General features: G+C 44.2%; 26 protein-coding genes. 13 read left to right on the forward strand and 13 right to left on the reverse strand.

Translation table 11 applies throughout. The annotated features are described in order from the left end of the window. Positions 1-4 precede the first annotated feature (4 nt). Positions 5-880, reverse strand: coding sequence for an NAD+ synthase (locus MmiEs2_RS05560; protein ID WP_316558887.1), 876 nt, complete (start codon positions 878-880; stop codon positions 5-7). 162 nt (positions 881-1,042) lie between these two features. Here MmiEs2_RS05560 and MmiEs2_RS05565 point away from each other — a divergent pair, with 162 nt between their 5' ends. Then, entirely contained in the window at positions 1,043-3,499 is a 2,457-nt protein-coding gene (locus MmiEs2_RS05565; protein ID WP_316558888.1) for a CDC48 family AAA ATPase, read from the forward strand. 108 nt (positions 3,500-3,607) lie between these two features. Beyond that, positions 3,608-3,871 carry a PRC-barrel domain-containing protein gene (locus MmiEs2_RS05570; protein ID WP_316558889.1) on the forward strand — a complete coding sequence of 88 codons (264 nt, stop codon included), beginning with the start codon at positions 3,608-3,610 and terminating at the stop codon, positions 3,869-3,871. A 121-nt stretch (positions 3,872-3,992) separates the two neighbouring features. On the opposite strand, the gene MmiEs2_RS05575 is transcribed toward MmiEs2_RS05570, so the two are convergent. Beyond that, positions 3,993-4,715 carry a phosphoglycolate phosphatase gene (locus tag MmiEs2_RS05575; protein ID WP_316558890.1) on the reverse strand — a complete coding sequence of 241 codons (723 nt, stop codon included), beginning with the start codon at positions 4,713-4,715 and terminating at the stop codon, positions 3,993-3,995. Between the two features lie 184 nt (positions 4,716-4,899). On the opposite strand from MmiEs2_RS05575, the gene MmiEs2_RS05580 reads away from it, so the two are divergent. Genes MmiEs2_RS05580 through MmiEs2_RS05600 form a run of 5 tightly spaced genes read left to right on the forward strand, consistent with a single transcriptional unit; the run spans position 4,900 to position 9,595 of the window. Further along, complete coding sequence (locus MmiEs2_RS05580; RefSeq protein ID WP_316558891.1) at positions 4,900-6,483, forward strand: aminotransferase class I/II-fold pyridoxal phosphate-dependent enzyme; 1,584 nt, start codon at positions 4,900-4,902, stop codon at positions 6,481-6,483. Positions 6,484-6,504: 21 nt separating this feature from the next. Further along, a complete protein-coding gene (locus MmiEs2_RS05585; protein WP_316558892.1) occupies positions 6,505-7,536 on the forward strand; it encodes a cobalamin biosynthesis protein in 1,032 nt (343 codons plus the stop codon). Positions 7,537-7,578: 42 nt separating this feature from the next. Further along, the gene (locus MmiEs2_RS05590) at positions 7,579-8,118 is read left to right on the forward strand and encodes a phosphatidylglycerophosphatase A family protein (protein ID WP_316558893.1); all 540 of its coding nucleotides are present in this window, start codon (positions 7,579-7,581) and stop codon (positions 8,116-8,118) included. Next, the gene (locus MmiEs2_RS05595) at positions 8,115-8,996 is read left to right on the forward strand and encodes an adenosylcobinamide-GDP ribazoletransferase (protein WP_316558894.1); all 882 of its coding nucleotides are present in this window, start codon (positions 8,115-8,117) and stop codon (positions 8,994-8,996) included. The genes MmiEs2_RS05590 and MmiEs2_RS05595 overlap by 4 nt, the downstream gene beginning before the upstream one ends. Next, a complete protein-coding gene (locus tag MmiEs2_RS05600; RefSeq protein ID WP_316558895.1) occupies positions 8,984-9,595 on the forward strand; it encodes an NTP transferase domain-containing protein in 612 nt (203 codons plus the stop codon). Before MmiEs2_RS05595 ends, MmiEs2_RS05600 begins: the two co-directional genes overlap by 13 nt. A 56-nt stretch (positions 9,596-9,651) precedes the next feature. Here MmiEs2_RS05600 and MmiEs2_RS05605 read toward each other — a convergent pair whose 3' ends face one another. Both MmiEs2_RS05605 and MmiEs2_RS05610 read right to left on the reverse strand, forming a co-directional pair. Beyond that, entirely contained in the window at positions 9,652-10,464 is an 813-nt protein-coding gene (locus tag MmiEs2_RS05605; protein WP_316558896.1) for a helix-turn-helix transcriptional regulator, read from the reverse strand. Positions 10,465-11,095: 631 nt separating this feature from the next. Next, the gene (locus tag MmiEs2_RS05610; RefSeq protein ID WP_316558897.1) at positions 11,096-11,794 is read right to left on the reverse strand and encodes a DUF5591 domain-containing protein; all 699 of its coding nucleotides are present in this window, start codon (positions 11,792-11,794) and stop codon (positions 11,096-11,098) included. 109 nt (positions 11,795-11,903) lie between these two features. Between MmiEs2_RS05610 and rnhB the strand changes: the two genes are divergently transcribed. Then, a complete protein-coding gene (gene rnhB / locus MmiEs2_RS05615; protein ID WP_316558898.1) occupies positions 11,904-12,569 on the forward strand; it encodes a ribonuclease HII in 666 nt (221 codons plus the stop codon). A 218-nt stretch (positions 12,570-12,787) separates the two neighbouring features. Here the strand turns inward: rnhB and MmiEs2_RS05620 are convergent, their stop codons facing one another. The 7 genes from MmiEs2_RS05620 to MmiEs2_RS05650 form a co-directional block, all read right to left on the reverse strand. Then, positions 12,788-14,002 (reverse strand): ABC transporter permease, encoded by a 1,215-nt coding sequence (locus MmiEs2_RS05620; protein ID WP_316558899.1) that lies wholly within the window; start codon positions 14,000-14,002, stop codon positions 12,788-12,790. Positions 14,003-14,013: 11 nt separating this feature from the next. Further along, complete coding sequence (locus MmiEs2_RS05625; protein ID WP_316558900.1) at positions 14,014-15,228, reverse strand: ABC transporter permease; 1,215 nt, start codon at positions 15,226-15,228, stop codon at positions 14,014-14,016. 415 nt (positions 15,229-15,643) lie between these two features. Then, the gene (locus MmiEs2_RS05630; protein WP_316558901.1) at positions 15,644-16,024 is read right to left on the reverse strand and encodes a VOC family protein; all 381 of its coding nucleotides are present in this window, start codon (positions 16,022-16,024) and stop codon (positions 15,644-15,646) included. Between the two features lie 40 nt (positions 16,025-16,064). Beyond that, the gene (locus tag MmiEs2_RS05635; RefSeq protein ID WP_316558902.1) at positions 16,065-16,976 is read right to left on the reverse strand and encodes a DUF6544 family protein; all 912 of its coding nucleotides are present in this window, start codon (positions 16,974-16,976) and stop codon (positions 16,065-16,067) included. Between the two features lie 44 nt (positions 16,977-17,020). Further along, a complete protein-coding gene (locus MmiEs2_RS05640) occupies positions 17,021-18,226 on the reverse strand; it encodes an ABC transporter permease (RefSeq protein WP_316558903.1) in 1,206 nt (401 codons plus the stop codon). A gap of 51 nt (positions 18,227-18,277) precedes the next feature. Further along, entirely contained in the window at positions 18,278-19,486 is a 1,209-nt protein-coding gene (locus MmiEs2_RS05645; RefSeq protein ID WP_316558904.1) for an ABC transporter permease, read from the reverse strand. A 97-nt stretch (positions 19,487-19,583) separates the two neighbouring features. Next, positions 19,584-20,873 carry a COG1361 S-layer family protein gene (locus MmiEs2_RS05650; protein WP_316558905.1) on the reverse strand — a complete coding sequence of 430 codons (1,290 nt, stop codon included), beginning with the start codon at positions 20,871-20,873 and terminating at the stop codon, positions 19,584-19,586. 193 nt (positions 20,874-21,066) lie between these two features. On the opposite strand from MmiEs2_RS05650, the gene MmiEs2_RS05655 reads away from it, so the two are divergent. Further along, entirely contained in the window at positions 21,067-21,615 is a 549-nt protein-coding gene (locus MmiEs2_RS05655; RefSeq protein WP_316558906.1) for a GNAT family N-acetyltransferase, read from the forward strand. Here the strand turns inward: MmiEs2_RS05655 and MmiEs2_RS05660 are convergent. After that, entirely contained in the window at positions 21,612-21,899 is a 288-nt protein-coding gene (locus MmiEs2_RS05660) for a hypothetical protein (RefSeq protein ID WP_316558907.1), read from the reverse strand. The genes MmiEs2_RS05655 and MmiEs2_RS05660 overlap by 4 nt on opposite strands. 130 nt (positions 21,900-22,029) lie before the next feature. Further along, complete coding sequence (locus MmiEs2_RS05665) at positions 22,030-22,827, reverse strand: ABC transporter ATP-binding protein (protein WP_316558908.1); 798 nt, start codon at positions 22,825-22,827, stop codon at positions 22,030-22,032. A gap of 326 nt (positions 22,828-23,153) precedes the next feature. Here MmiEs2_RS05665 and MmiEs2_RS05670 point away from each other — a divergent pair, with 326 nt between their 5' ends. The 4 genes from MmiEs2_RS05670 (at position 23,154) to MmiEs2_RS05685 (ending at position 25,388) form a co-directional block, all read left to right on the forward strand. Next, on the forward strand, positions 23,154-23,651 hold the full coding sequence (locus tag MmiEs2_RS05670) for a ferritin (RefSeq protein ID WP_316558909.1): 498 nt from the start codon (positions 23,154-23,156) through the stop codon (positions 23,649-23,651). 412 nt (positions 23,652-24,063) lie between these two features. Then, positions 24,064-24,417 carry a hypothetical protein gene (locus MmiEs2_RS05675; RefSeq protein ID WP_316558910.1) on the forward strand — a complete coding sequence of 118 codons (354 nt, stop codon included), beginning with the start codon at positions 24,064-24,066 and terminating at the stop codon, positions 24,415-24,417. 11 nt (positions 24,418-24,428) lie between these two features. Next, positions 24,429-24,674 (forward strand): hypothetical protein, encoded by a 246-nt coding sequence (locus tag MmiEs2_RS05680; protein ID WP_316558911.1) that lies wholly within the window; start codon positions 24,429-24,431, stop codon positions 24,672-24,674. A 186-nt stretch (positions 24,675-24,860) separates the two neighbouring features. Continuing rightward, complete coding sequence (locus MmiEs2_RS05685) at positions 24,861-25,388, forward strand: zinc ribbon domain-containing protein (protein WP_316558912.1); 528 nt, start codon at positions 24,861-24,863, stop codon at positions 25,386-25,388. Positions 25,389-25,397: the final 9 nt, after the last annotated feature.

Raw genomic sequence — 25,397 nt, forward strand, 5'->3', positions numbered from 1 at the left:
AAGATTAAGAAAATTTTGGATATTTCGGCAATTTTTGTTTATGTTCGGCCGACTTCACTCGAGACTTTACCGATTCATATTGATCGATGGTCAATTTCGCATTTTCCAAAACATTTTTCACAATTTTGAAATCTTCATCACCCGAATTCATTTTCAAAACTTTATTCAAACCGATTTTTTCAAGTTCGTAAAGCAAATAATCCAATTGCTCATACCGAATGCCGAGATCTTCTTCATCCGACTGGCCGCTCCAAAAACCGGCGGACGGGGCTTTTGACAAAATTGATTCCGGCAAATTCAAAAATTTTGACAGCAGCCGAACTTCGGTTTTGTACAAATCCGCAATTGGATCCAAATCAACACCGCCGTCACCGTATTTCGTATAATATCCGGTTAAGCGTTCCGTTTTGTTTTTCGTCCCGATGACAAGCAAATTGTTGGCGTTGGCATAATAATAGAGCAAAGACATGCGAAGCCTGGATCTCAAATTTCCGGATGGGATGAAAGAGTCAGATGAAATGGAGAGATCAGAATCTTGAAATGAGGATTCGGCGGCGGCAATTGTTTCATGCAAATTGATTTTTTGAAGGTTAAGGCCGAATTGTTCGGAAAGCAAAACGGCATCCTGCAAATCTTCAGAATTGAAGGAATTCGTTTCAGAATTGTAAAAGAAAAACGGGTGCACGTTTTTTGCGCCCATCGCTTTTGCCGAGAGCGCCGCGACAAGCGCCGAATCAATGCCGCCGGAAAGGCCGAGGACAACGCCTTTCGCGCCGGAATCTTTGACGATTTTTCGAATGAATCGAATGATTTTTGATTCGACGGCGGCGGAGTCGAATTCTTGAAAAGGTTTGGGAACGGAGAAATTGGCGGCGGTCATAATATGTAGAGTGTGTCGAATCAGATTTTAAATCTTTCCTAAAAAAGAATACAGAAAGAAATAAATTGTAACGGACGTATTATAGAACAAGTAAAATAAAGAAGATACGCCGCCGTTTTTTGAAAAACGATTGCGGCAGTCAAAATTAAAGCGGGAAAATTTATGAAAAAGAATGAAATCATCGAATCGGAAACGCCTGTTTTGAAAAAACCTGCAAAAATCGTCGACGAACTCCAAATGGAAGTCGAAAAAGTATATCCGACCGATGACTTCGGCAAAGGAATCATTCCGCTGACATCGGAAGTCATGGAAATGCTGGGACTTTCCGTCGGCGAGCCGGTTGAAATCGAAGGCGAACGAAAAACGGTCGCACGCGTTTGGAAAGCAAACATTTTGGACGGGTCAACCGATGAAACCGTTCGCATTGACACATTTATCCGCTACAACGCAAAAGTCACCGTCGGCGACAAGGTGACAATTCGAAAAGCAAAAGTCGTTCCCGCCAAAAAAATAACGGTTGCGCCGCTTGAAGAAGAAAAACTGGCGCTGAACGGTGAGATTGAAGACAAAATCAGATACAATTTAAGAGAGCGTTATTTGGTCAAAGAAGACATTGTTCCCGTTCGAAAAGACATGCTCGGCTTAAACGATGTGTCGCAGCCGGAAATGAAAAAGCAAACCGTTGAATTTATGGTGACACAAGTCACGCCGTCAAAATCAATGGTTGTCGTCACAGACGAAACACAAATCTCTTTTGAAAAGAGCGCAGAAGGCTACCGCAAAAAACACATTTCTTACGAAGACATCGGCGGCTTGGGCGATAAACTTGCGGAAATCCGCGAGGCGGTTGAACTTCCGATGAAGCAGCCGCGCCTGTTTAAAAGATTAAAAATCAGCCCGCCGAAAGGATTGATTCTTCACGGAATTCCGGGAACCGGGAAAACAATCATCGCGCGCGCAGTCGCCGATGAAATCGGCGCTAATTTCTATTACATTGCCGGCCCGGAAATCATGAAAAGCGGCTACGGTCAAAGCGAAGAAAAAATCCGCGAACTTTTTGCGGAAGCCGCGAAAAACGCGCCCGCCATTATTTTTATTGACGAAATTGATTCAATCGCGCCGAAAAGAGAACAATCCGGCGAAGTCGAGCGCAGAATCGTCTCGCAGCTGCTGACCGTCATGGACGGCATGATGGACACGACACAAGTTTTCGTCATCGGAACAACCAACAGAATCCATTCGATTGATCCCGCGCTTCGCCGCCCCGGCCGATTCGACAGAGAAATTGAAATCGGCGCGCCCGATGCCGCCGGCCGAGAAGAAATCATCCGAATCCATGCGCGCGCAATGCCTTTGGAAGGTTATCCGAAAATCAGAATGATTGAGGCCGCGCTCAGAAAAGCAAAGGAAAAAGCGAAATATGACGCGGAAAACGGCATAACCGATGAGGAAACAAAATCCGCCGACAAAGACACGGTTTCCGATTACACTAAAAAACTGGCTGCTGCAAAAGAGCAGTACGAAATGAACGCGAAAACGTTGTTTAAAGAAATGGCCGCGCAAACGCAAGGCTATGTCGGCGCGGATTTGGCCGCGCTTTGCCGCGAAGCCGCGCTCAATGCCGTCAAAAGAATCGCGCCGACGGTTGATTTGGACGAAAATTTAAGCGACGAAATCTTAGAAACGCTTGTCGTCACCAACAGAGACTTTGAACGCGCGCTCAAAAACAGTGAGCCGTCCGCGCTTCGCGAGATTTACATTGAGATTCCCGAAATTTCATGGGACGATATCGGCGGCCTTGAAAACGTCAAGCGGCAAATCATTGAAACATTGGAATGGCCGTTGAAATATCCCGAGAAATTCGAACAATTCGGAATCGAGCCGCCGAAAGGCATTTTGCTTTACGGCCCGCCCGGCACCGGCAAAACGATGCTCGCGCAAGCCGTCGCCCACGAATGCGAAACCAGTTTCATCAGCGTCAAAAGCACGGAACTGCTTTTGAAATGGGTCGGCGAATCCGAAAAAGCGATGAAAGAAATATTCAGAAAAGCGAAACAAGCATCGCCGACAATTATTTTCTTCGATGAAATCGACGCGTTCGGAACCGCGCGTGAAAGCGGATCCGGCGGAACGCGCTCTGTCGCCGAAAGCACGCTCAATCAGATGCTTGTCGAAATGGACGGCATTGAGCGCCTCAAAGACGTGTTCGTCGTTGCCGCAACCAACCGCCCCGACACACTGGACCCGGCATTGATTCGCCCCGGCCGCCTGGACAGAATGGTTTACGTCGGCGTTCCGGATTTAGTCGGCAGAAAATCAATCTTTGAAATTTATTTGAAGAAAACGCCGCTTTCCGACGATGTCAGCATTGAGAAGCTGGCCGAGACGACGCGCGGCTACACCGGCGCGGACATTGAAGCCGTTTGCCGTGAAGCCGTGATGACCGCGCTTCGAACAGACATGAATGTTCAATCGGTGACGGCAGCCGATTTCGATGCGGCGCTGGATACGATTCGCCCGTCCGTCGGCGAAGAATTAAATGAGAAATATGAAAAAATGGAAGACTTCATCAAACACAAAGATGAACCTGACGACGATTATTTCACCGCTTATAATTAATCATAAAAAAGTTTCAGAAATGAAAATGTATATAAAATAAAAGTGAATTAAATAAAGCAAATAACAGAATTTTATAATTCACTTTTCACAATTCAAAGAGGAAATGAAATGAAATACTACGCAAAGCGTCTTCTTGACAACAAAAAAATCATGTCAACGGATGCCAAAGAACTCGGAACGCTTGAAGACATTCATATCAATGCCAAAACCGGCGCCATCATGGATTTGGTTGTCAGCCCGGCAGAAGGCGTCGACCTTGCCAAATATCAAAAAGATGAAGACTACATTTTAATCCCGTTCAGCGCCGTCAGTGCTGTCAAAGACTACATCATTGTCGACAAAGATAAAGCCAAGGCTTTCATGATGAGATAATTTCTCATCATTCTTTTATCTCTTTTTTAAAAAAATAATTCAAAATACGCGAAGCGTTTTAATTTCATCAAAAGTTTGTGCGGCTTGCGCATGCGAGGACGGCAGTGAAAACAACGAGACATCAAACATAAAAATCGCGGCGCTCGTCTTCAAGTTCAATCCAATCGTTTTGAATCAAGAAATCAACCATTTCGGCAAAGCCGTCACCGTATCCTTTCTGAAGAACATAATCCGCTTCTTTTTTGACCGCGTCCGTTGCGCTCGCCACTGCAAAAGATAAACCGGCGGCGCGGAATAAATCAATATCGTTATTGGAATCGCCGACGGCGACGAAATCTTTGGGCTTTAAGCCCATCAATTCAGACATTTGAAGAAGCGCGCCGCCTTTGCAAATATTTTTATCGGTTAAATGAAAAGCGTATTCGGCATCAACAAATTCAATATTTTTAAAATCCGACAAATACGGCAGAATTTCGTCTTTGGAAATTGTTTTTGCAAAAGAAACATCTGTCACGCGATCGCGAGAATCAAAAACGTTCAGATCAAAATGTTCCAAAAGCAGATTCAAGGCCGCGTTTAATTCGTTCCGGCACGGATCAGCCATTATCGGATCGGCATCATAAGACGGAAGCAGAATACCGCCGTTTTCCGCAATCAACGGAGAGCGCGTCCCAAGCATCTTAGAAACAGCGCGCGTAAAGCAAAGCGTGTTGCCGGATGCCAAAACAAACGGAATGCGCCCCGAAATCATGTGCGCCGACCGAAGCGCTTCGACCGATAAACGGCGATCACTGTGCGTAATCGTGCCGTCAATGTCTGAAACAATTCCCAAGAAGCGAGCCATGACAAGAAAAAGCTGTATTCCGATATAGAAGTTGTGATTCTTTTTAAAAATAATAAAAATGAAAATTAAGCGGATTGGATTTAAAGATGAATCATTTTCAGAATGCGCCGCCAAAAAAACAATTAAAATGAATCATACGAACAGCTTAATATACGTTAAAATCCAATTTCATTGCAGAGAAACCATGAGTCAGAATCCGTTAAAAAAACACATTCAGAGTTTTCAAGGTTGTCTTCACGGGGGACTGATTAAGGAAAACGCCGAGAAATACAGACTTTCCGAAAACGAGATACTGGATTTCAGCGCCAATCTCAATCCTTTTAAAACACCGTTCGATCATCCCGAATACGGTTTGGATTTCATGAAACTGGCCGCGGAATCGTATCCCGAATCTTACAATTATCCTGACAACCGTTATCTCAAATTCCGGGAAGCTGCCGCTTCGTTCTTAAACTCCGGAATCACATCTGATGTGCGCCTGACTATGGAAAACATCATTCCCGGAAACGGATCCACTGAAATTATTCGCTTGTTCTGCCAATGCGTTTTAGACGAAGGAGACAAAGTCATCCTCCCATATCCGACATTCGGTGAATACGAAATCCAGTGCCGTCTTCAAAATGCGGAACCGGTTTATTTGCCGCAGGAAAAAATCGAAACCCTGACCGCCGGCGAACTCAAAGAAATCGGCGCGAAAATCCTTTTTATTTGCAATCCGAACAATCCGACCGCAGTTCTTCGAACGCGCGAGGAATTAATAAAATTGGCGAAAATTTGCGAGGAATCGGAAACGGTTCTCTTCATGGACGAAGCGTTCATCGAACTTTCCGACCCGGCAGAGTCTGTTTGTGATTTGGCTGCCGGCAGCAAATACATTTTTGTCATGCGCTCGCTGACGAAATGTTTTGAAATCCCAGGAATCCGACTCGGATTCGGCATCGCGCACCCCGAAATCGCGAACGCGCTTAACAACGCGCGTTTGTCATGGAATCTCAGCCCGCTTCAGGAAAATGTCGGCGCCGCGTTAATGACAATGGACGGCGGTGTCAACAGCGATTATCTTCAAAAATCAAGAGAATTGATTTTAAAAGAAGCGAATTTCTTAAAAGACGAATTATCCAAAATTTGGGGCTTTAAACCGGGTGTCGCGACAACGAATTTCCTGCTTGTCGACATCAGCGAAAGAACAATTAAATCGACCGAATTGGTCGAACGGTTCGCGAAAAACGGCATACTGGTCCGCAACTGCATTTCATTTAACGGCCTCGGCGAAGATTATATTCGAATCGCTGTCAGAACACGCCCCGAAAATGAAAAATTTATTCAAACGATTGCCGTCGTTTTTGACGAATGGGCGAAAGACTTCGCGGACAGCGAATTAAAAACCGCGCTGACGACGCACAAAAACGGACAGACGCAAAACAAAAGAGAAACGTGCGAATACTACCCGTGCCATTTTGACGGCCAAGACTGCACTTTCTGCTACTGCCCGTTCTACCCGTGCAAAGACGAAAGAGGCGGCGGCAAATACATTCAAAGTTCAAAAGGCGGACAGGTTTGGAGCTGCGTTGACTGCTACGTCCCCCACATTCCGCCCGTTGTTGAAAAAATGCTGGAAGGCTTAATGGAAGACGGTGAGACGGAAGACATCCTGAAAAAAGAATGGGAAGAAATCATTCTGCCGATTATGGAAGAAAGAGACGCGAATCATGTTCTTGCCGTTTGCCGGAAAATAAAAGAAGAAAACGGCAAAGCCGCCAAGAATTAATTTTATTTTCGGAGCCGAAGTATGGTTTTAACAGCTTTATGTCAATATTTATCAGCGGCTTTTACATACACGCCGATTGAGCTTGTTTTGATTTTGCTCTTGGCGGTTTTTATCGATTTGATATTCGGAGAGCCGCCCGCGGCAATCCATCCGGTCGTTTGGATCGGAAAAGGCATCGGATTTTTAAAATCTCGCGCGCCGAAAAATTACAGAAAACTTTACGGCGCACTTATGGCGGCAGCTGTCATTTGCTTTGCGGTTTTGCTGGCAACAGTTGTTGTTTTGATTGCGCATCACGAATATATGCCTTACGCGATCGGCATTTTGATTCAAGCCGTCTTCTTGAAAGCGACATTTGCCATCAAATGTATGGTTCAGCCGGCAAAAGAAATTCAGCAAAAACTGGACAACGATATCGAAACGGTTCGAAAGGATTTGATGACTTATGTCAGCCGCGACACGTCAAACCTGAGTAAAGGACAAATCATCTCCGCAGTTGTCGAATCCATATCCGAAAATTATGTTGACGCCATGCTGACGCCTGTGTTTTTCTATGTCGTGTTCGGTCCGCTCGGGCTTCCGGCTGCTTATTTGTTTAAAGCGGCCAGTACGCTTGATTCGATGGTCGGCTACAAAAATGAAAAATACATCAAGCTCGGCTGGTTTTCCGCCAAATTTGACGATGTTTTAAACTTCATTCCGGCGCGCCTTTCACCGATATTTATTGCAGTCGGCGCCGGGTTTTCAAACTTTATGACAGGCAATCTTGAAAAATTAAAACCGATTGACGGATTTAAATTGGCGCTGAAAGAAAACAAAGTGACACCGTCACCGAATTCCGGCTGGCCGATGGCGGCCGCGGCAGGCGCGCTTAACATCAGATTTGAAAAGCCGGACACTTACGTCATCGGAAGCGAGTACAGAGAACCCGAAGCCGCCGACATTTCACGCGTTTCAATTTTAATCATCATAACGTCCGTCATCACCGCAGCCGTCGGAACGCTGGCAATCGGTTTCATCGGATACGTTGTTTCATTGGTTTCATTTATGTAAAAAAAAAAGGAAATAAAAACAAATCTGTAAGAGAGGGAGAATATGAAATTATCAAATATTGACGACGGTTTTCAAAAAAAGCAGCCGGATGTCATTGAGGAAGAAGCGTCCAAAAACATCATGGACGTTTTAAATGAATTCGGCATTATGTACGCGGATTTGGAAAATACCGCGATGGAATTTTATGTGCCGCATCCGGGCATCGAAACCGAAGAAAAAGCGCGCGCCGTATTCAAAAGAGAATTTGATTACGCGATTACGGATTCCAATCTTCAGCTCCTGATTTACACGGCAATCCTTTTGGAAAAAGAAGGAAAAACAGGCAACCTCCCCGGCCTCAGCAAAAAATCATTTGAGCAGGACCTTTCTTTTATTATCGCCGATGAAATTCTTGGCGAAGCCGTTGCCGGATATATCGGCGGCACCAAAGGCAAATTTGAATTTGTCCGCTTTGACAAAAACAAGCCAGGAATCTTGAAAAGTCTGGGAATGTTTATGGACGACATCATTGGCGGCCTGCTCGGCGGCGTGTCGGCCAACATGTATTCGCGCGCGATGGCGGAAGCGGAGGAAACAAAATGACGATTTGGGAAGCTTTCAAAGCCGGTTTCGGGTTTTTATCCGTCATTCCCGTCGGAATCACGATGGAAGGCATTGACGCGCTGATGAAGCGTCTTTACATGTATCCGGTCATCGGATTCTGTCTCGGAATCCTCATCGGCATCGTCACGTTCGCCGCGGAAATCGTTCTCCCGGCACCTCTGACAATTATCGCGATTATGCTTGCGACATACGGTCTCATTTGGTTCAACCATTTGGATGGCGTTTCCGATTTGGGCGACGGCATGACCGCACACGGATCGCTTGAAAAGAAAAGAAAAGCGCTCAAAGACATGTCGCTCGGAATCGGCGGCGTCGCTTTCGCGGCGCTTTTGATGCTTTTGTTTTATTCGTCGCTGACAGCTCTTGAAAATATGTCGGGAATTGCCGGCGCGGTTCCGTATGCCGGACTCTTTTCAATCGCTTGCGCCACGATTTCAAATGCGGGATTGACACCTGTTTGGAGCGGCGCGCTGACGACAGCGGCGCTCATGTCTGCGGCGGTTATCGTTGCCGAAACGCAGGGCAAACAAGCGATGCTGACAATCGCGACATTCGGAAAATCATTCAGCGAAGGACTCGGATCAATGACGATTGCCGGCGGCACGAAAAAGAATTTTGCAATCGGCATTCTGTTTACGGCGGCGGTGTCAATCGCCCTGCTCGGCCTCCTCGGACTTGCCGCGCTGGCAGCGTCCACACTTGCAGCGCTCATCATTTTAAAGATCAGCAACCGTCATTTCGAAGGCTTAAACGGTGACGGAATCGGAACGGCCAACGAAGTCGGCCGAATCATTTCAATCGCGGCGGTTGCCGTCATTCTCTATTTAGTGTACGGAGGGATGTTTTGGACGCTTTAATCATGGCAGGCGGTCTTGCGCAGCGCATGGGGTCAGGTGAAAAATCCTGCATCGAACTCAACGACAAGCCGCTGATTTCATACATCATCGGCGCACTTCAAGACGCAAAAGGCATCGGCAAGATTTACGTCTCTGTCACGCAGGCAACACCCGAAACGAAAAAATTAATTGAAAAAGACTATCCCGACCTTTGTTTGATTGAGGCGGCCGAAGGCAGTTATGTCGGCGACATGATTTTTTCGATTAAAGAAGCGAAATTGATCGGCCCGGTGATGGTTGTCATGTGCGATCTACCGCTTGTCCGCGCTGACATTATTGACGAAGTTTTGGAAAAATACGAAATGTGTGAAGAGCCGGCGCTTTCCGTTTATGTGCCGATTGCGCTTTGCAAAAAAATCGGAATCCGCCCGGATACCGTGTTTCATAAGAATACAAAACTAATCGTGCCGACCGGAATCAATATTTTGGACGCGTCGGACATCAACAACGAACAGCCGGATTACAATTATATTGTCGATGACCCGCGGCTGGCAATGAATGTCAATACGCCGGAGGATTTGGAAAAATGCCGTCAAATGTTGTCGGAAGGATTTGAATAATGAAAAATAAAAAAAGTCAATTTTAAAAAACGAAAAAAGAGTTAAAGCTGAAAAATTCAGTCTTTAACATTTGTTTCAATTCTTTTACTGCCTTTTGCCAAATGGTCGCAGAGTTCCATCCCCCAGTTGCGGGCGCGGTCGCCCTGGCTTAAAATGTATCGGGAATCGAATCTGTTGTCGCTGTCAAAAAGACCGAGCAGTGTGATATTGTTTGTAACGGAAATTTCCGTGATGCCGAGACCGTCCGGAATGACATAGAATTTTGTATTTTTCCAGTCCAAGAATTTGACATCGTCAAGTTCTGAAGTGCCGTCATAAACGTATTCGGACAAGATTCTGTCAAACACGGATTGCGAATAAATCAGCGTCAAATCACAGCCGCTCTTAATCATGCTGTTATACATTTTATTGTACTGCGGCTGGAAAAAATTCGACAGCGTGACACATACTTTCGCATTATTCATCGCTTCGACGACTTCTTTGTTGGCGTCAAAAACGTGCGCCAAGTCAGATTCCAACAATTTGCATGGTCCGAGCTCGCCGATGCGGTCAAGCAGTGCGGATGGAATGCCTGACAAATCATGCGTCGCCCAATATTTTTGGTTGTTTTCGTAAACGCAAAGAATATTTAAGAGCTGTTTTGAATTGTTGGCAATTGCGCGGCCCATATCGGTCAGATAATAGACGCGGTCTTTACTGGTAATTAAATCCCATTCTTCCAACTTCTTAATCTGCGGAATCATCGCGCCCCAATTGACATTTAACTTATCTTTGATATCGTCAGATGTCTGCGGCCCCTCAAGCAAAAGAAGGAGTAAGTTTTTCCGTTTATCGGAAAGAAAAATTGTATCAATTAAACACGATTTCATATTGATGTAACCTCCATAACATCAACAAAGTAACGGTTTTTTAAAACGTGCAGCCGGCTGAAAAATCAAAAGAAAAATTCCCCTTTTCCATGACAAATCGGTGTAAGCACGCTTTTTCAGTTCGTTTTATAAATTGCGGAAAATAGTCAATGAATGTTTCCCGAATTAACACCACTGTTATAATTGAGTGGATTAGATTTTAATGTTTCGATTATAAAATTAGAAAAGAGAGCGATTTTTGAGGCTCAAACGGAAATTACAATGCCATTAGAATACGTTTTTTAGAGAAAACGGAACGGATTTGCTAAATGTAAATATTATTTATGAATATTTCGGTCTTAAAGATTTCAAACAGGATTTGAAAAAAATAAAACCGCTGTAAAATTCAAACAAAAACAGATAAATAAAATTGAAAAAGAAGAACAGAAGAACAAAATTAGAAAAGATGGAAAAAATGAAACTAAAAATCAAAATAAAAACCAAAATAAAATCAAAATAAAATCAAAATAATTGAAAAAAATTAGAATATGAAATTAATTCAAAATCATTGATTAAAATAAAAATCAATGAAATTGAATTTGTTGAAATTAAATGAAATTTACAGGATTTAATTTGAAATCAAATTAAAAAATTAAGATTCGTACCATTCCGGATCTTCGAAATCGGCGTCTTCGTTTTTAATAATTGCATCGCCCTTGCCGGAAATTCCGACCGCATTCATTGCTTTTGCGATTGCCGCGGAAAAGTCTGACAAATAATCGGAACAGGATAAGCTGTTGTAAATAAATTTTTTATTCGGCTGAATATTTGATTCAATCGTTTCGGGTTTGGGGACAATGTCTACCGGAATTCCGGTTTGCTCAGACGCTCTTGTCATCGCTTCCCTGAAATCGCCGATGCAATAGGCGATTCGGTAATCGTAATTGTCTTTGGTTGTTTCCAAATATTCCGAAATGCGCTTGGTTTCGGTTTTTAAGAAGTCGCGCTTGACTTTGGCGACATTGCATTGCCCCATCATGAAAGAATAATTCATGAACGGATATTCGACATCCAATTCTCGCGGAACGACGCCGCAGGTTCCGAATGTGACGATGTGAACGTCTTCTTCGCCCAGCATGGAGTAAATAATTTCATCAAATTTTTGATGGGATGGACTCGTATGATACGGCTTTTTTTTGGAGCACGGTACAAAAATACAAATTTTGCGCGACGGAATTTCGTATTCGGTCACGATCCATTCGTTCGCGCGCTCCATATCGGGATGATGAATAATATTTTCAGTGTCGAGCGGTTCGGATGAGCGCTCATCTTCCGGAATAATACGAGTCATATAAATCTTCTAAGACCTTTCTCCTATTAAAAAAAGCCGTTTTTGTTAAAACCATAAAGCATAAAAGAAAAGGGACAATATTAATCATTCAAAAAGACGGAGAGAGAAAATGCCGGATATAAGATTGGGAATTGATGAAGCAGGAAAAGGGCCGGTCATCGGTCCGATGTGTATTGCCGGCGTTTGCGCAACCGAAGAGCAGGAAATTAAACTTAAAAATCTGGGCGTTGCCGATTCGAAAAAGCTGACTGCTAAAAAAAGAGAGCAATTAGCGGTTTCGATTAAAAAATACGTGACTTCGTGGTACGTTTATGAAGTGGAAGCGAAGCAAATTGATGATTTGCGCAAAATTATGACGATGAATGAAATCATGGTTTTGTGTTTTTCAAAAGTCATGGAAGAACTTTCGATTCCGGAAGACGAAGCGTTTAATGTTGTATTTTTGGATGCCGCCGATGTCTCAGAAGAAAGATTCGCGCGCCGCGTTCATGACGAATATGCTAAAAAATATGAGGCGCGCGCTGACCAAATCGAATATGTGTCAAAACATAAAGCGGATACATTAAGCCCTGTCGTCTCGGCCGCTTCAATTCTTGCAAAAACCCGGCGCGATGAGTTGATTGAAGAAATCAAAAAGAAAGAAAAAGTGGATTTCGGAAGCGGTTATCCGTCCGACCCGAAAACGAAACAATTTTTGGAAAACTACGCGAAAGAACACGGCGATTTCCCCGATTACGTCCGAAAATCCTGGAAAACGGCGGAAAATTTACTTTAACTTTTTTTCTATTTATTTTTGCCGCCGTTACCTCGCCGTTTCTGTTTGCCGCTGCTACCTTGCCATTGCCGTTTGCAGCGGCAACTGCCTGCCGCCGCCGCGCGCGAGCCGCACAAATTTTTCAAAAAATATCAAAACTTGCCGAATGGATTTTCAAAAAAATATTAAAACTTGCAGATGAATTTTTAAAAAAAATTAAAGAAAAAAAAAGGAACGGTTTAAACCGTTCGGAGCGCGTCAACCGGATTCATGTCAGCCGCTCGCTTTGCCGGATACGCGCCGGCAATCACGCCGATCGCAACCGAAATGAGAATTGCACCGGCAATTGCGCCGTATGACAAGGACATGCTGATTCCAAGAAGGGACGAGCCGATGTAAGAGATCAGCAGACCCAAACCAGTTCCGATGATGCCGCCGATTACGCTGATGACGATGGATTCGATGATGAACAGAACGAGGACGTCGATGGAAGTGTAGCCGAGCGCCTTTAAGGTGCCGATTTCTTTCGTTCTTTCCGTCACGGTCACAATCATAATATTCATGATGCCGACAGAGCCGACAACCAATGAAATGCCGCCGATCGCAATTAAAAACAACTGCATTGTCTGCGTCATTGTGCTGACTTGCTCTAAGATTTCAACCTGATTCATCGTCCAAAACGGAACCAAGTCGCTGTTATCCAAATTGCGCTCGGAAACGCCTAAATTGCGCGCCAGATTCTTCTCGATTTCATCATTCGTTTCCTTGACCGTCTCATCCGATTCCGTCATCGCGAACATGCTGCGATAATCCTGCTGCGCCGTCATTTCTCTGACGACTGCAAGCGGCACGTAAATCGCGGTATTGGAATCCGCACCCGTCACAATGCTTGTATTTTCAGAGCCGGCGATTCCTTTGACTCGAAACGTTCGCGTCACATATTCATGCGTATCGTTATTGTAAACGGTCACTTCAATCGAACTGCGCGTCGTAATCTGATTTTTAAAATCGTCCCTTGCGACATCTTTTCCGATAACAATCGCGGAAGTATCCTGATCGCTAATGAAAACGCCGTCCAGAAGCGGCACGTTGCCGATTTCCTGATAATCCTCAAGCACTCCGATTATTCGCAGATCCTTGGACTCGCCCATGAAAGTGACCGTTCCGTCAACGCCCAGAATCGGAGAAACCGCAACGACACCGCGCGTATTTCGAACAACGTCAACCTGCTGATCGAAGAACAGATTTTCCTTCGTTGACATAATCATGACATAATTCGAACCGCTGGAACTGATTTGCTCGGAAAAAAATGCGCCGAAACTGGCGCCGAGCGTAAAAGTTGCAATAACGGCTGCAATGCCGATAATAATTCCAAGCGCGGTCAAGCCCGAACGAAGTTTAGAACTCTTCAGACTTTCAACCGCCATTTTCGCGCTGTGAGAAATACTAATCATAAAAACACTCCTTAAATATCCCTCAAAGCTTCAACCGGATTCATTTTCGCGGCGCGGTACGACGGTTGAGCGCCGGCCAAAACGCCGACAGCAACAGACAAACCGACGCCGACCAAAATGCTTGAAAACGGAATCGCCATTGTCAAGCCGAGTAAACTCGCGCCGATGTACGCGATAATCAAGCCGATGATCGTTCCAATCAATCCGCCAATTGCGCTGATGATGATCGATTCAACAACAAAAAGCATCAAAACATCCCGAGAAGAATACCCGAGCGCTTTCAGCGTTCCGATTTCGCGCGTCCGTTCCGTCACCGTGACAATCATAATATTCATGATACCGACAGCGCCGACAACTAATGAAATGCCGCCGATTGCCAGTAAAAATGTCTGAAGCGTACTTGTCAGCGTCCCGATTTGTTCCAAAAGTTCCGCCTGATTCATCGTCATAAACGGAATTTTTTCATCATCGTCCAAATCCCGCTCGGAAACGCCTAAATTGCGCGCAAGCCGCCTTTCGATTTCATCTGTCGTCGCGTTAATGTCTTCGCGGGAATCAGACATCGCGTAAATCACATTATAATCGGTCTTGCCGGTCATGTTCTGCATAATATGCGTCGGGATTCCGACCAGCGTATTTTCGCTGCCGCCCGTCACCAGACTGGTTTCGTCCGAGCCCAAAATACCGATTACTTTAAACGATTCCGTCACATATTCTTTGGTTTCGGAATTGTAAAGTGTAATTTCAATCGTACTGCGAAGACCGATTTCTTTTCGGAATTCTTCTTCGGAAATATTTTTGCCGACGACAGCAACGTAAGAATCTTTATCGGAAAACATCTGACCTTCATAAATCGGCAGCGACAGGATTTCTATCATATCCTCCTGCGTCCCGAGAACCGTCAGATTTTTCGCCTCGTTGGCGAACGTAATCACCCCCGTCTGCGACATTTCCGTTGCGACGCCTGTCACGCCGGGCGTATTACGAACGATATCCAATTGAGATTCGTAAAAAAGATTCGGTTTAGACGCGCCGACCATAATATAATTCGATCCCTGCGTGTCCAATTGTTCCGTAAAATAACCCGTAAAACTGCTGCCGAGCGTAAAAGTCGCAATCACTGCGGCAATGCCGATAATGATGCCCAGCGCCGTCAGTCCCGAGCGGAGTTTGGCGCTTTTCAGGCTTTCAACAGCCATTTTAAAACAATAAGACAGACTGATCATTTCGGATAACTCTTTTATCGGCGGATAACGCCGTTCTATTTACGGTTAGGCTCTTGATTAGAGAAGTTCATTCTTCATAAATTCTTCTCTGTAACGAATTAACCGAAACAAACGAAACAAACGAAACAAAATCAGGTATAGGACTGCCGCTAAAATAACGACATAAACGAGCGCTGTTTCCCAAAAATCTGCCGACTCGTGCCGTATGCGCTGCATTTGCCGCGGCAGGACGGATTATGAAAAAATGAATTTTGCGTACAGGAGGCTCTTCCAATCTCTCAAAAATATCGAAAGTTTCCGCACAGAATTTGCGGAGCCGGAAATACAAGTTGCAGAAATACACGGTTGGCGGATGTGATTAACAATTGAACGTTACACACCTCATAAACCCGTCCGCTGCCCGGCGCACATCTGCTTACGCCGTGAAAATACACCACCGCACCCCAAACCGATCAACAACATCCGCCATACAGTCACTGAAAACACACGGCCCTAACGGCACGCGGATAACACCGTTTTCGCACAATGCTTCATACGCCGCTGCAACAAATGACTCTTTTCCTTTTTCGTAATGGAGACAAAACTGCATGATGTTGCCGGTGTTGTCATTGATTCCGTCACTGTCATCTCTGTCGGCCACCGACAAAATATAACCATCCACTTCTAATTCGGAGTGAAAAACTTTTCCATCATCTGTGTTGTGGATTTCCAATAGCATTGCGCCAAATGCTTTTTCATATAGTTTGATTGCATCCGCGGCACCGTTTACGTAGACTTGCAGCATGACTCGTTCCATAATCTTTTTCCTCTTTTTTTGCAAAATTTATTCCTTTACATCATAAGATTTCTTCATTAACCGAATATCGGATTTCAATGCTGTCACTCACAAAATAGTTATCGTCTCCGTCAGGAAGCGACCAGTTCACGCTTACGCTGCCCGGCTGAAAGTAACCGTTTTGTTCTTTGTAGTCCGAATAAATAACATACCACGGCATCAGTGCGCCGCCCTTGCCGTTGTCGTCCATATAGCGGTCATCCGTATCAAAGCGAATGATGTTTCCGCATTCGTCAAAAGAGAATCGTCCTTTTGAAGAGACACCTTTCCAGCTAATCTCGCCTTCGATAGTATGGTCGTCCGTCTCACGCCAAGTGATGAAATCCTGCAAGAACAACGACGGCATAAAGACTGCATCCGCAAGGGCGGTGACAAGCTGGGCCCGATCCATTTCAGGGCCGGTGACGTGGAAAAGCTGAAACACTTTAGCAAATGTAACCGTCATTGACCCGTGTCCGTCAAGTATACTGTCTTTGCCGTTTAGCGGAAGCCCGGCCATTCGGCCTGTGAGGAACGCGTGACGATCGGGCCTGTATGCAAAATTGACCTGCATAAATTCTATATTCATCGGCTTCGAATCCGGCGACATTCGGAACTTTGTGTTATGAAAACGAATGAGCATATTATCCATTAAAGGCTTGTTCAAATAACCGCCGTTGGCGATATGTTTCTGAAGCAGGGCGGGCAATCCGCAGATTCCGGTTTCAGTAAATAATTCCATTGATGCATTGGATACATTAGATGCATTAGATGCGTTGGATACATTAGATGCATTGGATGCATTGCAACTGTTCATTTCGGCAAAAGATGTTTTCACATCGGACAGATACGCCTTCCATAGCTTCCTGCCGGATTTAATCAAAAAAATCAAGATTGCGGCCGCAGCAATCAGCACTATTACGAGCCATAACATAAAATGAACCTCCTTACTGCATTATTATTAAAAATTTTTCAAAATTAAACCGTCCGAAGCGCATCAACCGGATTCATTTTTGCCGCGCGCCTGGCCGGATAAACGCCTGCAATGATGCCGATGATCATGGAAATCACGAGTCCCAGAAGCAGCATACTGAGCGGGAAAGAGGAAGGCATGCCGAGCAGAGAAGCGCCGAAATAGGAGATAATCAGGCCGATGAGCGCGCCGATAAAACCGCCTGCGCCGCTGATGATCACGGATTCGACCAGGAATAAAGTCAAAACATCTTTGGATGTGTAGCCGAGCGCTTTGAGCGTTCCGATTTCTTTCGTTCTTTCCGTGACGGTGACAAACATAATGTTCATGATGCCGACAGAGCCGACAATGAGCGAAATGCTGCCGATGGCAAGCAAAAAGTATTGAATCGTCGTTGTCATCGTGTTGATTTCCCGAATCAAATCCGCCTGATTGATAAAATACAACGGAACAGCACTTCTGTTGTCATATTCGCGCTGAGAAATGCCCAAATTGCGCATTAAATTCAATTTGATTTCTTCTTCGGTTTCGTCAAGCGCTTCCATCGATTCGGCCGTTGCGTAAACGCTGCTGTAAAAATCCTGCCCGGTCATTTCCTGCAAAACGCTGATCGGTACGTAAATGGTTTTGTAAGAACCGATTGTCACCAGGGATGCGGGCGTTTCCATGACGCCTTTAATCGTAAAAGTCCGCGTCACATCTTCATTGTTTTCGTTTTTAACGGTCAGTGTAATACGGGAGCCTGTTCCGATTTCATTCTTGAATTCATCGACCGCTGTGTCATGGCCGATAACAGCCATAAACGTATCTTTGTCATTAATGAAACTGCCCTCTTCAATGGTAACGGATGTCACATTTTGATAATCTTCGGTGACACCGTATATTTCAATCGTTTTTGTCTCCCCCATAAATTCAACATCAGCCGACGCGCTGATCAGCGGGGAAACATCCACCACGCCTTTGGAATTACGGATGACATCGATCTGCTGCTCATGGAGCAAATCCGCTTTGGTCGCGCCGACGGCAATATAATTCGAGCCGCTGGCATCCATTTCACTGTTGAAATAATCGCTGAAACTGCCGCCGAGCGTGAGTGTTGCAATAACGGCGGCAATGCCGATGATAATGCCGAGCGCCGTCAGCCCCGAACGCAGTTTGGAACTTTTCAGGCTGGCAACCGCCATGTCAATGCCGTATGTCAGATCAATCATAATGTATCCTCTGTCCTTCGTTTTCTCGGCCGCTGTAAATTTCAGATCTCATCATTGATCCCTCAGTGCGTCAACAGGATTCATTTTAGCCGCGCGGTACGACGGCTGAGCGCCGGCCAAAACGCCGACGACAACGGACAGGCCAACGCCTGCTAAAATGCTGGTGACCGGAAAGCCCATCGGAACACCCAACAGCGCCGTCAGAATGTAAGCCGCAAGCAAGCCGACAACTGTTCCGATAATGCCGCCGAGAATGCTGATAATGATGGATTCGATGACGAACATCATCAGAACATCCCTGGCCGAATAGCCGAGCGCTTTTAAAGTGCCGATTTCTTTCGTCCGTTCGGTAACGGTGACAATCATAATATTCATAATGCCGACAGCGCCGACAATAAGAGAAATGCCGCCGATGCCGACCAGGAAATACTGAAGCGTTGCCGTCACGGTTTGGAATTGTTCCAACATTTCGATTTTATTGAACGTCGTAAACGGCACCTGACTGTCATTTTCTGCAATGTCCCGTTCGGAAACGCCCAAATTGCGAGCCAACCGCCTTTTGATTTCGTTTTCTGTATCGTTAATTGTATTCACATCGTCAACAATGGCAGTCATGACATTGAAATCCGTCCGGCCGGACATTTTCTGCATCGTTTGAATCGGAATAAAAATCGAATTCTGACCGTAAGAATAACCGAGTTCGGAATCGGAACCGGCAATGCCGATCACTTGGAAAGATTCGGTCACGTAGTCTTTGGTGTCATAATTGTAAACGGAAATATCAACGGAACTACGAACACCGATTTCATTTCGGAACGAATCTTCGGCAATTCCTTTTCCGACAACGGCAACGTAGGAATCTTTGTCCGTAAAGAAACGGCCGTCGGTAAAATTCATTTCCATGACGTCAGCCATGCTTTCATTCGTTCCGATAATCGATATATTTTGCTCTTCGTTTGAAAACCGGACAACGCTTGTCGCGCCCCATTCGATTGTGACGCTTTCAACGCCGGCGGTATTCGCGACAAGATCTGCCTGCTGCTGATAAAAAATGCGCTCTTTTGTGGAATAAATTTCAATGTACGGCGGACCTTGATCCATTTGCGTATTGACGTAACCGCTCATGCTGTCGCCGAGTGTGAAAACAGTGATGACAGCGGCAATTCCGATAATAATGCCCAGCGCCGTCAGCCCTGACCGGAGCTTGGAACTTTTTAAGCTGGCAACCGCCATTGAAATGCAGTGAGACAAACTGATCATTTATCGAGCCTCTAGCGTATTTATGAGAATTGTTTTGAAAAAAAATGAAAACTGCTGCCGTTCAAAACGGCAAGCAACGCAAATAAACTAGAATCATTTATTCTTTTTTGCTCTTTTTGGCATCTCTTTTTTCCTTGAATTGAGCTTTCTGAAGTTTCAAATAATCAATCAAAGAGACATTTTTCTTTTTCTTCAAATAGAAATGCGAAGCAACCGCGGCAATCAAAAGAATAATAATCAAATAAACAATGTATGTTCCGACACCGGAAGACTGTTTGACGACTTGTCCGATGTCAAGCGTAATGCTGTCTTCGTGCGCGTTGTCGCCGTTGTAGTAAACGGCTTTAAACTCAACGTCTGAATCGCCTGCGCCTTGCGTAATATTAAATTTCGCGGTGAATAAGTCATCCGGCTTCATTTCGCCGATGAAGTATTCGGTCGGGTAAAAGGACATGCCTTCTGCGACCGGAACGATGGAAACGCCGCGAACAGATCCCTGATGATAATTGACAATGTCAATTTCAATGGTTTTTCCGGCAGCAGATGTGTAAGCCGCCTTGGATTGAATGGCTTTAATGCCGGCAGAATCGACTTTGATTTCAATGTTTCTCTTAATGTTATACTCGTAAGAGCTGCCGGTGACGTTTAATGTCAAAAGATAAGTGCCGTCGGCTGTGTCTTCAGGAATGCTGACGCGGAACGGAATTCTGATTGTGTCACCGGGCGCGATAATTCCGAGATCGTTGACGGCTTCGCTTTTAACAATGATATCATCTTTTGAATAGAGATCGGCCGATTGGATTCTGGCGTTTGTCATGTAAGTGCTTTTGTTGGATGTTGAAACCGTTTGGTTGGTCGCGTTGTTTTTCAAGGTGACCCAGATGATACCTTCATCCCCCGGCATGAAAACTTCGGGATTGCTGGTAACATTTTCAATAATAAGCGTTCCGCGGTTGTCGGTGTCAACAATGCCGCCGATGCCGACTGTGAATTTCTGTTCAATCCAGTTGCTGTTGTTACCTTCTTTGTAGCGGACCGTCAAATCGCGAGGGCCGTCAGGCGCGTCACTTGCGACATACATGACATATTCATGATAAACTTTGGAGCCGGCGTAAATGTTTGAATACGTCTTTGTCGATTCGGATGACGAGGCTGAAAAGACGCCGTCGGAGACGACTTGAACGGTGACGTTGTTTAATGTTCCGTCGCCGATGTTTTCGGCTTGAATCCAGAAGCGGATTTGCTGTCCCGGCTGCGCGGGGTATGGTGTTTGGTCGACCAGCGTGATTTTCAATCCGGGAGCGGCGGTTGCGATTCCCGAAAAAATCGAAAGGATGAGCATTAACGCGATGAATACTCGAAAGGCAGAGTTAATTTTATGAGACATGTTTTCACCGAATAAAAACTAAAACTTTGCAACCAAAACACTATTCCAAAGTTCTAATGTTTACCTTTTAAGATTTTGTAGTTTACAATTAAACTTTATATAATTTTCCCTGTTAATGAAGTAAATTGAAAATGAAAACGTAATATAAAATTTCAAAATGCTTAAACCTCAATCAATTATAAAAATGAGATGTATGACGTTTAAAATTAAAAAACTTGAAACGACTCGAGAATTAGAAGATGTCGCCGCGCTGGCAAGCGAGATTTGGACGGAACATTACACGCCCCTCATCGGCGCCGCACAAACCGCGTACATGATTGACGTTTTCCAATCTGCCGAGCGTATCAAAAAAGACATTGCCGATCAAAATTACAATTATTTCGCAGCTTATGACGACGCTTTGCCGGGCAGACAAATCGGTTATTTCGCGCTTCGCCCTGATGAAAAGGGTGTTTTTGTCAGCAAAATTTATGTTTTAAAAGAATATCGGCAAAAGGGAATTGCGACTCTGATGATGAATTTCATATTGGATTTCGCGAAAGCCACCGTCAAATCGGAAAAACTCTTTGACACAAACCGGAAACAGCCTTGCCTTTGGCTGACCGTCAATAAAGGAAATCTCGGATCAATTGAATTTTACAAAAAAACAGGATTTACAATTGAAGAAGAAATTGTGACCGATATCGGAAACGGATTTTTCATGGACGATTACGTCATGACATTGTATTTTGACGCGGATTAAAAATCGAGATTTGTTTGTTTATTTTTTTTGAAACAAGGCTGAGGTTTCATGAATTTTTGGAAAAATGAAGCTGAGTTTTCGTTAATCTTTTTGAAAAAACGGAGATGGAATTTTGTTAATTTTTTTGAAAAACTGTGCAGCTCGCGCGCGGCGGCGGCAGCTACCTGCTGCGCAAACGGCAACGGTAAGGTAGCTGTGCCACGTTCGCGAAGCGAACGGATGTGATGAAAAAGAGCAGATGCACGCAGAAACGCAAACCGCGATGCACGGCAGACAGGTGACACGACACCAATGCAATACGTTGCGACACGGCATCAATGGGACAGCAAACGGAAACGGACTTCGGATTTTGCATCAAACAAAAAAGAAAAAACGCGTAAAAGAAATTAATAAAAATAAAAAAAAGAATCAGCTTTACGCCGATTCATGCGTTTCGTGAGCGGCCAATTGTTCCATGACAGCCAATTGTTCTTCTTTCATATGTTGAACAAATTCGACCGCGGGGACGTCCAAAGTGATTTGACCGTCGCGAATGGTAATCACGCGGTCTGTTTGAACCGCTAATTCGTTGTTGTGCGTAATCATGATAATTGTCGAGTCGCTTCTGTTGAGCTCGCGGAAGTAATCCATGACTTCGACGCTGGTTTTGGAATCCAAATTTCCGGTCGGCTCGTCCGCGAGAAGAATGGCCGGATCATTGATTAAGGCGCGCGCGACTGCGACGCGCTGACTCTGACCGCCGGAGAGTTCCGAGGGTTTGTGTTTCATACGCTCTTCGAGACCGACCATTTTCAAAAGCCCTTTCGCCTTTTCAGGGTAGTTGATACCTTCTTTTTTGCTGGCGTAAGTCGGAAGCATCACGTTTTCGTAAGCCGTCAATCTCGGAATGAGGTTGAACTGCTGGAAAATAAATCCGATTTCCATGCCGCGCAAATGCGCGAGCTCATTGTCGTCCAGCTGATTGATGTCTTGACCGTTAACGGAAATCAAGCCGGAAGTCGGGCGGTCCAAGCAGCCGAGCAAATTCATGAGCGTGCTTTTTCCGGAACCGGACGGGCCGACGATTGCTAAAAATTCGCCTTTATGAACTTTGAAATTCACGCCTTTTAAAATCGGCACTTCTTCGTGTCCTAAAAAATAACTTTTATAGACATCGCGAACTTCAACGACGACATCTTGATGACCGCTATCGGATTTGCTTTCGGTTGTCAAAAAAACACCTTTTTTCTTTAATATCAATAATTTTACGAATACAGTGTGACGGAATCCAATTGATTTAAATTTATCCCAATGTCAACCGTTTTAAAAACAGGAGGTTGACAATATAAGATATGATTGGAGGACTATAACAAACAGTTGGGAAGTTATAACAAACAGCCTAAAGAATATAACAAACCCCCAAGAGAAGATAATAAAAATAATGACGGGACTTATATATAAAAAGAGAACGATAATATTATTTTGCCGACATATCTGCAAAACTGCACAAACCTGCAAAAACGCAGAGATGCAAAAGCTGATAACCAGGAGAAATAAAAATGATTAAAAAACCCGTATTGAAATTATTAAACGAGCAGATTAATAAGGAATTTTACGCCGCTTACCTCTATTTAGGTATGTCTGCCAAATGTACGGATATGAACAGAGACGGTTTTGCTTCTTGGCTTCGAATTCAGGCCGAAGAAGAAATCGAACACGCTATGAAAATTTATGATTACGTTACCGAACAATCCGAAAGCGTCGAATTAACGCCGATTGCAAAACCGGACATCAAAGGAAAAACACTCTTGGATTTCTTCAAGCAGGCTTACGAACACGAACAGTTAGTGACCGCCTCCATTAACAACATTATGGATGCTGCCGTCAAGGAAAAAGACTACGCGTCTCAAGTTTTCCTTCAATGGTTCGTTACCGAACAAGTCGAAGAAGAAAGCCAGACATCCAACATCGTTGACGATTTGGCATTCGCCAAAAACGATGTCGCGTCAATTCTCGCCATTGAAAAGAGACTCGCTGAAAGAGAAAGTGACGACTAAGATTAATTATAAAAACGAAATAAAAACAGTAAAAGGGATTTGAAAAATTCCTTTGCTGTTTTATTTTTGTTCAAATCTCATTTTCATTATTCATCGTTTACTTCATCGTTTACTTCATCGTTTACTTCATCGTTTACTTCACCATTTATTTTTCATTATTTTAAATTTGAAATTTTCAAAATATTTTTTGAAATTTTTAAAAACAACTCAACCAGCCCTGTTTTCAAACGAATGTTTTTTTTCGTTTTTTTGAAAATTTAGAATTATGATTTGAAAATGTCTTTGCCCAATGGCTATTTATAGGAGACTGTGTCAATTATTTCATAAAAACGTACTTTGGTTTTACACGGATTTAACAACTATAGAGGCAAATAAATAGCAAACAATTTCTGTTCCGAATGTGGAGAACCGATTGCAAACCTTGATGCAAAAGTTTGTGTCAACTGCGGAAAACCGCTTCAATCAGCTCAAACCGAATCGACTTCAAATGAAAATAATCAGAATGCGGAAAACCAAAACGCAGGAAACGATTATCGTACGGACAACGAAAGCCAATACGAGAGTACACAAAACCAATACGAGAGTACACAAAACCAATACGAAAGCACGCAAAACCAATACGAAAGCACGCAAAATCAAAACCGGTACGAAAACAGAACGTATGCGCGCCCCGAACAGGCTTATCCTCAAATTAAAAATCCGTTTATTTCAATCATTCTTTCATTCTTTTTCCCGGGTGCCGGACAAGTTTACAACGGCAACCTGAAAAAAGGTATTATGATTGAAACGGCAGCAATCATCACGTTATACATTTTCTTCCCGATTTCGTTCTTCGTTTGGCTTTACGGATTGTATGACGCGTACACCGAAGCCGACAAAATCAACAAAGGACAGGTTCCGGCAGGTCCCGAACCGACAATGCAGGACGCTTTGGTTTACGCCGGTGTCTTTATCGGATTGCTCGTCGGGTTCTTCATCATATTCTTCATCATCGGCTTCTTTTTTGGATTGTTGATGCTTTAAACATAATTTAATGCGGATTTAAAATTCGCATTTTAATTTTTTCTTTTTTCGTTAATTTTTAAAATTCTTTAAATTCAGTTTTAATTCATAAATTTAGTTTTTATAGCTTTAATTCATTTCAAATCTAAAATCTGTTTTTGAGTTCATGAATATTAGATTGAACCGAAATCGAGAGGAGATAAATTCATGGGAAATAATTTTTGTTCAAATTGCGGTGAATCCGTTCTCAGAGAAGACGCAAAAATTTGTTATAATTGCGGTGCGCGGCTGACGGAAGACGAGCCGATTTCATCCGGACCGTCTGCATCCGGCCAAAACCAAAATTATAACGAACCGCCGAGAGGAGTGCCGAATTATAACGCGCCGCCGAGAGCACAATATGTTCAAGCAGATCAAAAAAGCCCATTCATCGCATTGCTTTTGTCCTTTTTCTGGGTCGGGCTGGGTCAGCTTTACAACGGAAAATTCTGGAAAGGCATTCTGTTTCAAATCAGTTTTATCATCGGATTGCTCTTGCTGATTCCGGGGCTGATTGTGTGGTTTATTTGCCTTTGGGATGCGTACAACGATGCCGATAAAATGAACAAGGGGCTCATTCCTTTTGCAAACCCGAGTTTTGGGGAAATCATCGTATTCATTTTCTTCTGGATCATTGTTTTTGTCGTCATGATTGTCATTTTCATGTTAATGATGATACCGCTGGCATTCATCTGAATTGATGAA

Origin of the sequence: Methanimicrococcus stummii (assembly GCF_032594435.1) — an archaeon.
Classification (GTDB): domain Archaea; phylum Halobacteriota; class Methanosarcinia; order Methanosarcinales; family Methanosarcinaceae; genus Methanimicrococcus; species Methanimicrococcus stummii.

Excerpts from the sequence above, each read along its gene's own strand:
- MmiEs2_RS05645 (WP_316558904.1), bottom strand. The coding sequence starts at position 19,486 with ATGATCAGTTTGTCTCACTGCATTTCAATGGCGGTTGCCAGCTTAAAA.
- MmiEs2_RS05585 (WP_316558892.1), top strand. The coding sequence starts at position 6,505 with ATGGTTTTAACAGCTTTATGTCAATATTTATCAGCGGCTTTTACATAC.
- MmiEs2_RS05640 (WP_316558903.1), bottom strand. The coding sequence starts at position 18,226 with ATGATTGATCTGACATACGGCATTGACATGGCGGTTGCCAGCCTGAAA.
- MmiEs2_RS05650 (WP_316558905.1), bottom strand. The coding sequence starts at position 20,873 with ATGTCTCATAAAATTAACTCTGCCTTTCGAGTATTCATCGCGTTAATG.
- MmiEs2_RS05570 (WP_316558889.1), top strand. The coding sequence starts at position 3,608 with ATGAAATACTACGCAAAGCGTCTTCTTGACAACAAAAAAATCATGTCA.
- MmiEs2_RS05670 (WP_316558909.1), top strand. The coding sequence starts at position 23,154 with ATGATTAAAAAACCCGTATTGAAATTATTAAACGAGCAGATTAATAAG.
- MmiEs2_RS05680 (WP_316558911.1), top strand. The coding sequence starts at position 24,429 with ATGATTGAAACGGCAGCAATCATCACGTTATACATTTTCTTCCCGATT.
- MmiEs2_RS05655 (WP_316558906.1), top strand. The coding sequence starts at position 21,067 with ATGACGTTTAAAATTAAAAAACTTGAAACGACTCGAGAATTAGAAGAT.
- rnhB (WP_316558898.1), top strand. The coding sequence starts at position 11,904 with ATGCCGGATATAAGATTGGGAATTGATGAAGCAGGAAAAGGGCCGGTC.
- MmiEs2_RS05625 (WP_316558900.1), bottom strand. The coding sequence starts at position 15,228 with ATGATCAGTCTGTCTTATTGTTTTAAAATGGCTGTTGAAAGCCTGAAA.
- MmiEs2_RS05635 (WP_316558902.1), bottom strand. The coding sequence starts at position 16,976 with ATGTTATGGCTCGTAATAGTGCTGATTGCTGCGGCCGCAATCTTGATT.
- MmiEs2_RS05610 (WP_316558897.1), bottom strand. The coding sequence starts at position 11,794 with ATGACTCGTATTATTCCGGAAGATGAGCGCTCATCCGAACCGCTCGAC.
- MmiEs2_RS05605 (WP_316558896.1), bottom strand. The coding sequence starts at position 10,464 with ATGAAATCGTGTTTAATTGATACAATTTTTCTTTCCGATAAACGGAAA.
- MmiEs2_RS05630 (WP_316558901.1), bottom strand. The coding sequence starts at position 16,024 with ATGGAACGAGTCATGCTGCAAGTCTACGTAAACGGTGCCGCGGATGCA.
- MmiEs2_RS05565 (WP_316558888.1), top strand. The coding sequence starts at position 1,043 with ATGAAAAAGAATGAAATCATCGAATCGGAAACGCCTGTTTTGAAAAAA.
- MmiEs2_RS05560 (WP_316558887.1), bottom strand. The coding sequence starts at position 880 with ATGACCGCCGCCAATTTCTCCGTTCCCAAACCTTTTCAAGAATTCGAC.
- MmiEs2_RS05580 (WP_316558891.1), top strand. The coding sequence starts at position 4,900 with ATGAGTCAGAATCCGTTAAAAAAACACATTCAGAGTTTTCAAGGTTGT.
- MmiEs2_RS05575 (WP_316558890.1), bottom strand. The coding sequence starts at position 4,715 with ATGGCTCGCTTCTTGGGAATTGTTTCAGACATTGACGGCACGATTACG.
- MmiEs2_RS05620 (WP_316558899.1), bottom strand. The coding sequence starts at position 14,002 with ATGATTAGTATTTCTCACAGCGCGAAAATGGCGGTTGAAAGTCTGAAG.
- MmiEs2_RS05590 (WP_316558893.1), top strand. The coding sequence starts at position 7,579 with ATGAAATTATCAAATATTGACGACGGTTTTCAAAAAAAGCAGCCGGAT.
- MmiEs2_RS05595 (WP_316558894.1), top strand. The coding sequence starts at position 8,115 with ATGACGATTTGGGAAGCTTTCAAAGCCGGTTTCGGGTTTTTATCCGTC.
- MmiEs2_RS05685 (WP_316558912.1), top strand. The coding sequence starts at position 24,861 with ATGGGAAATAATTTTTGTTCAAATTGCGGTGAATCCGTTCTCAGAGAA.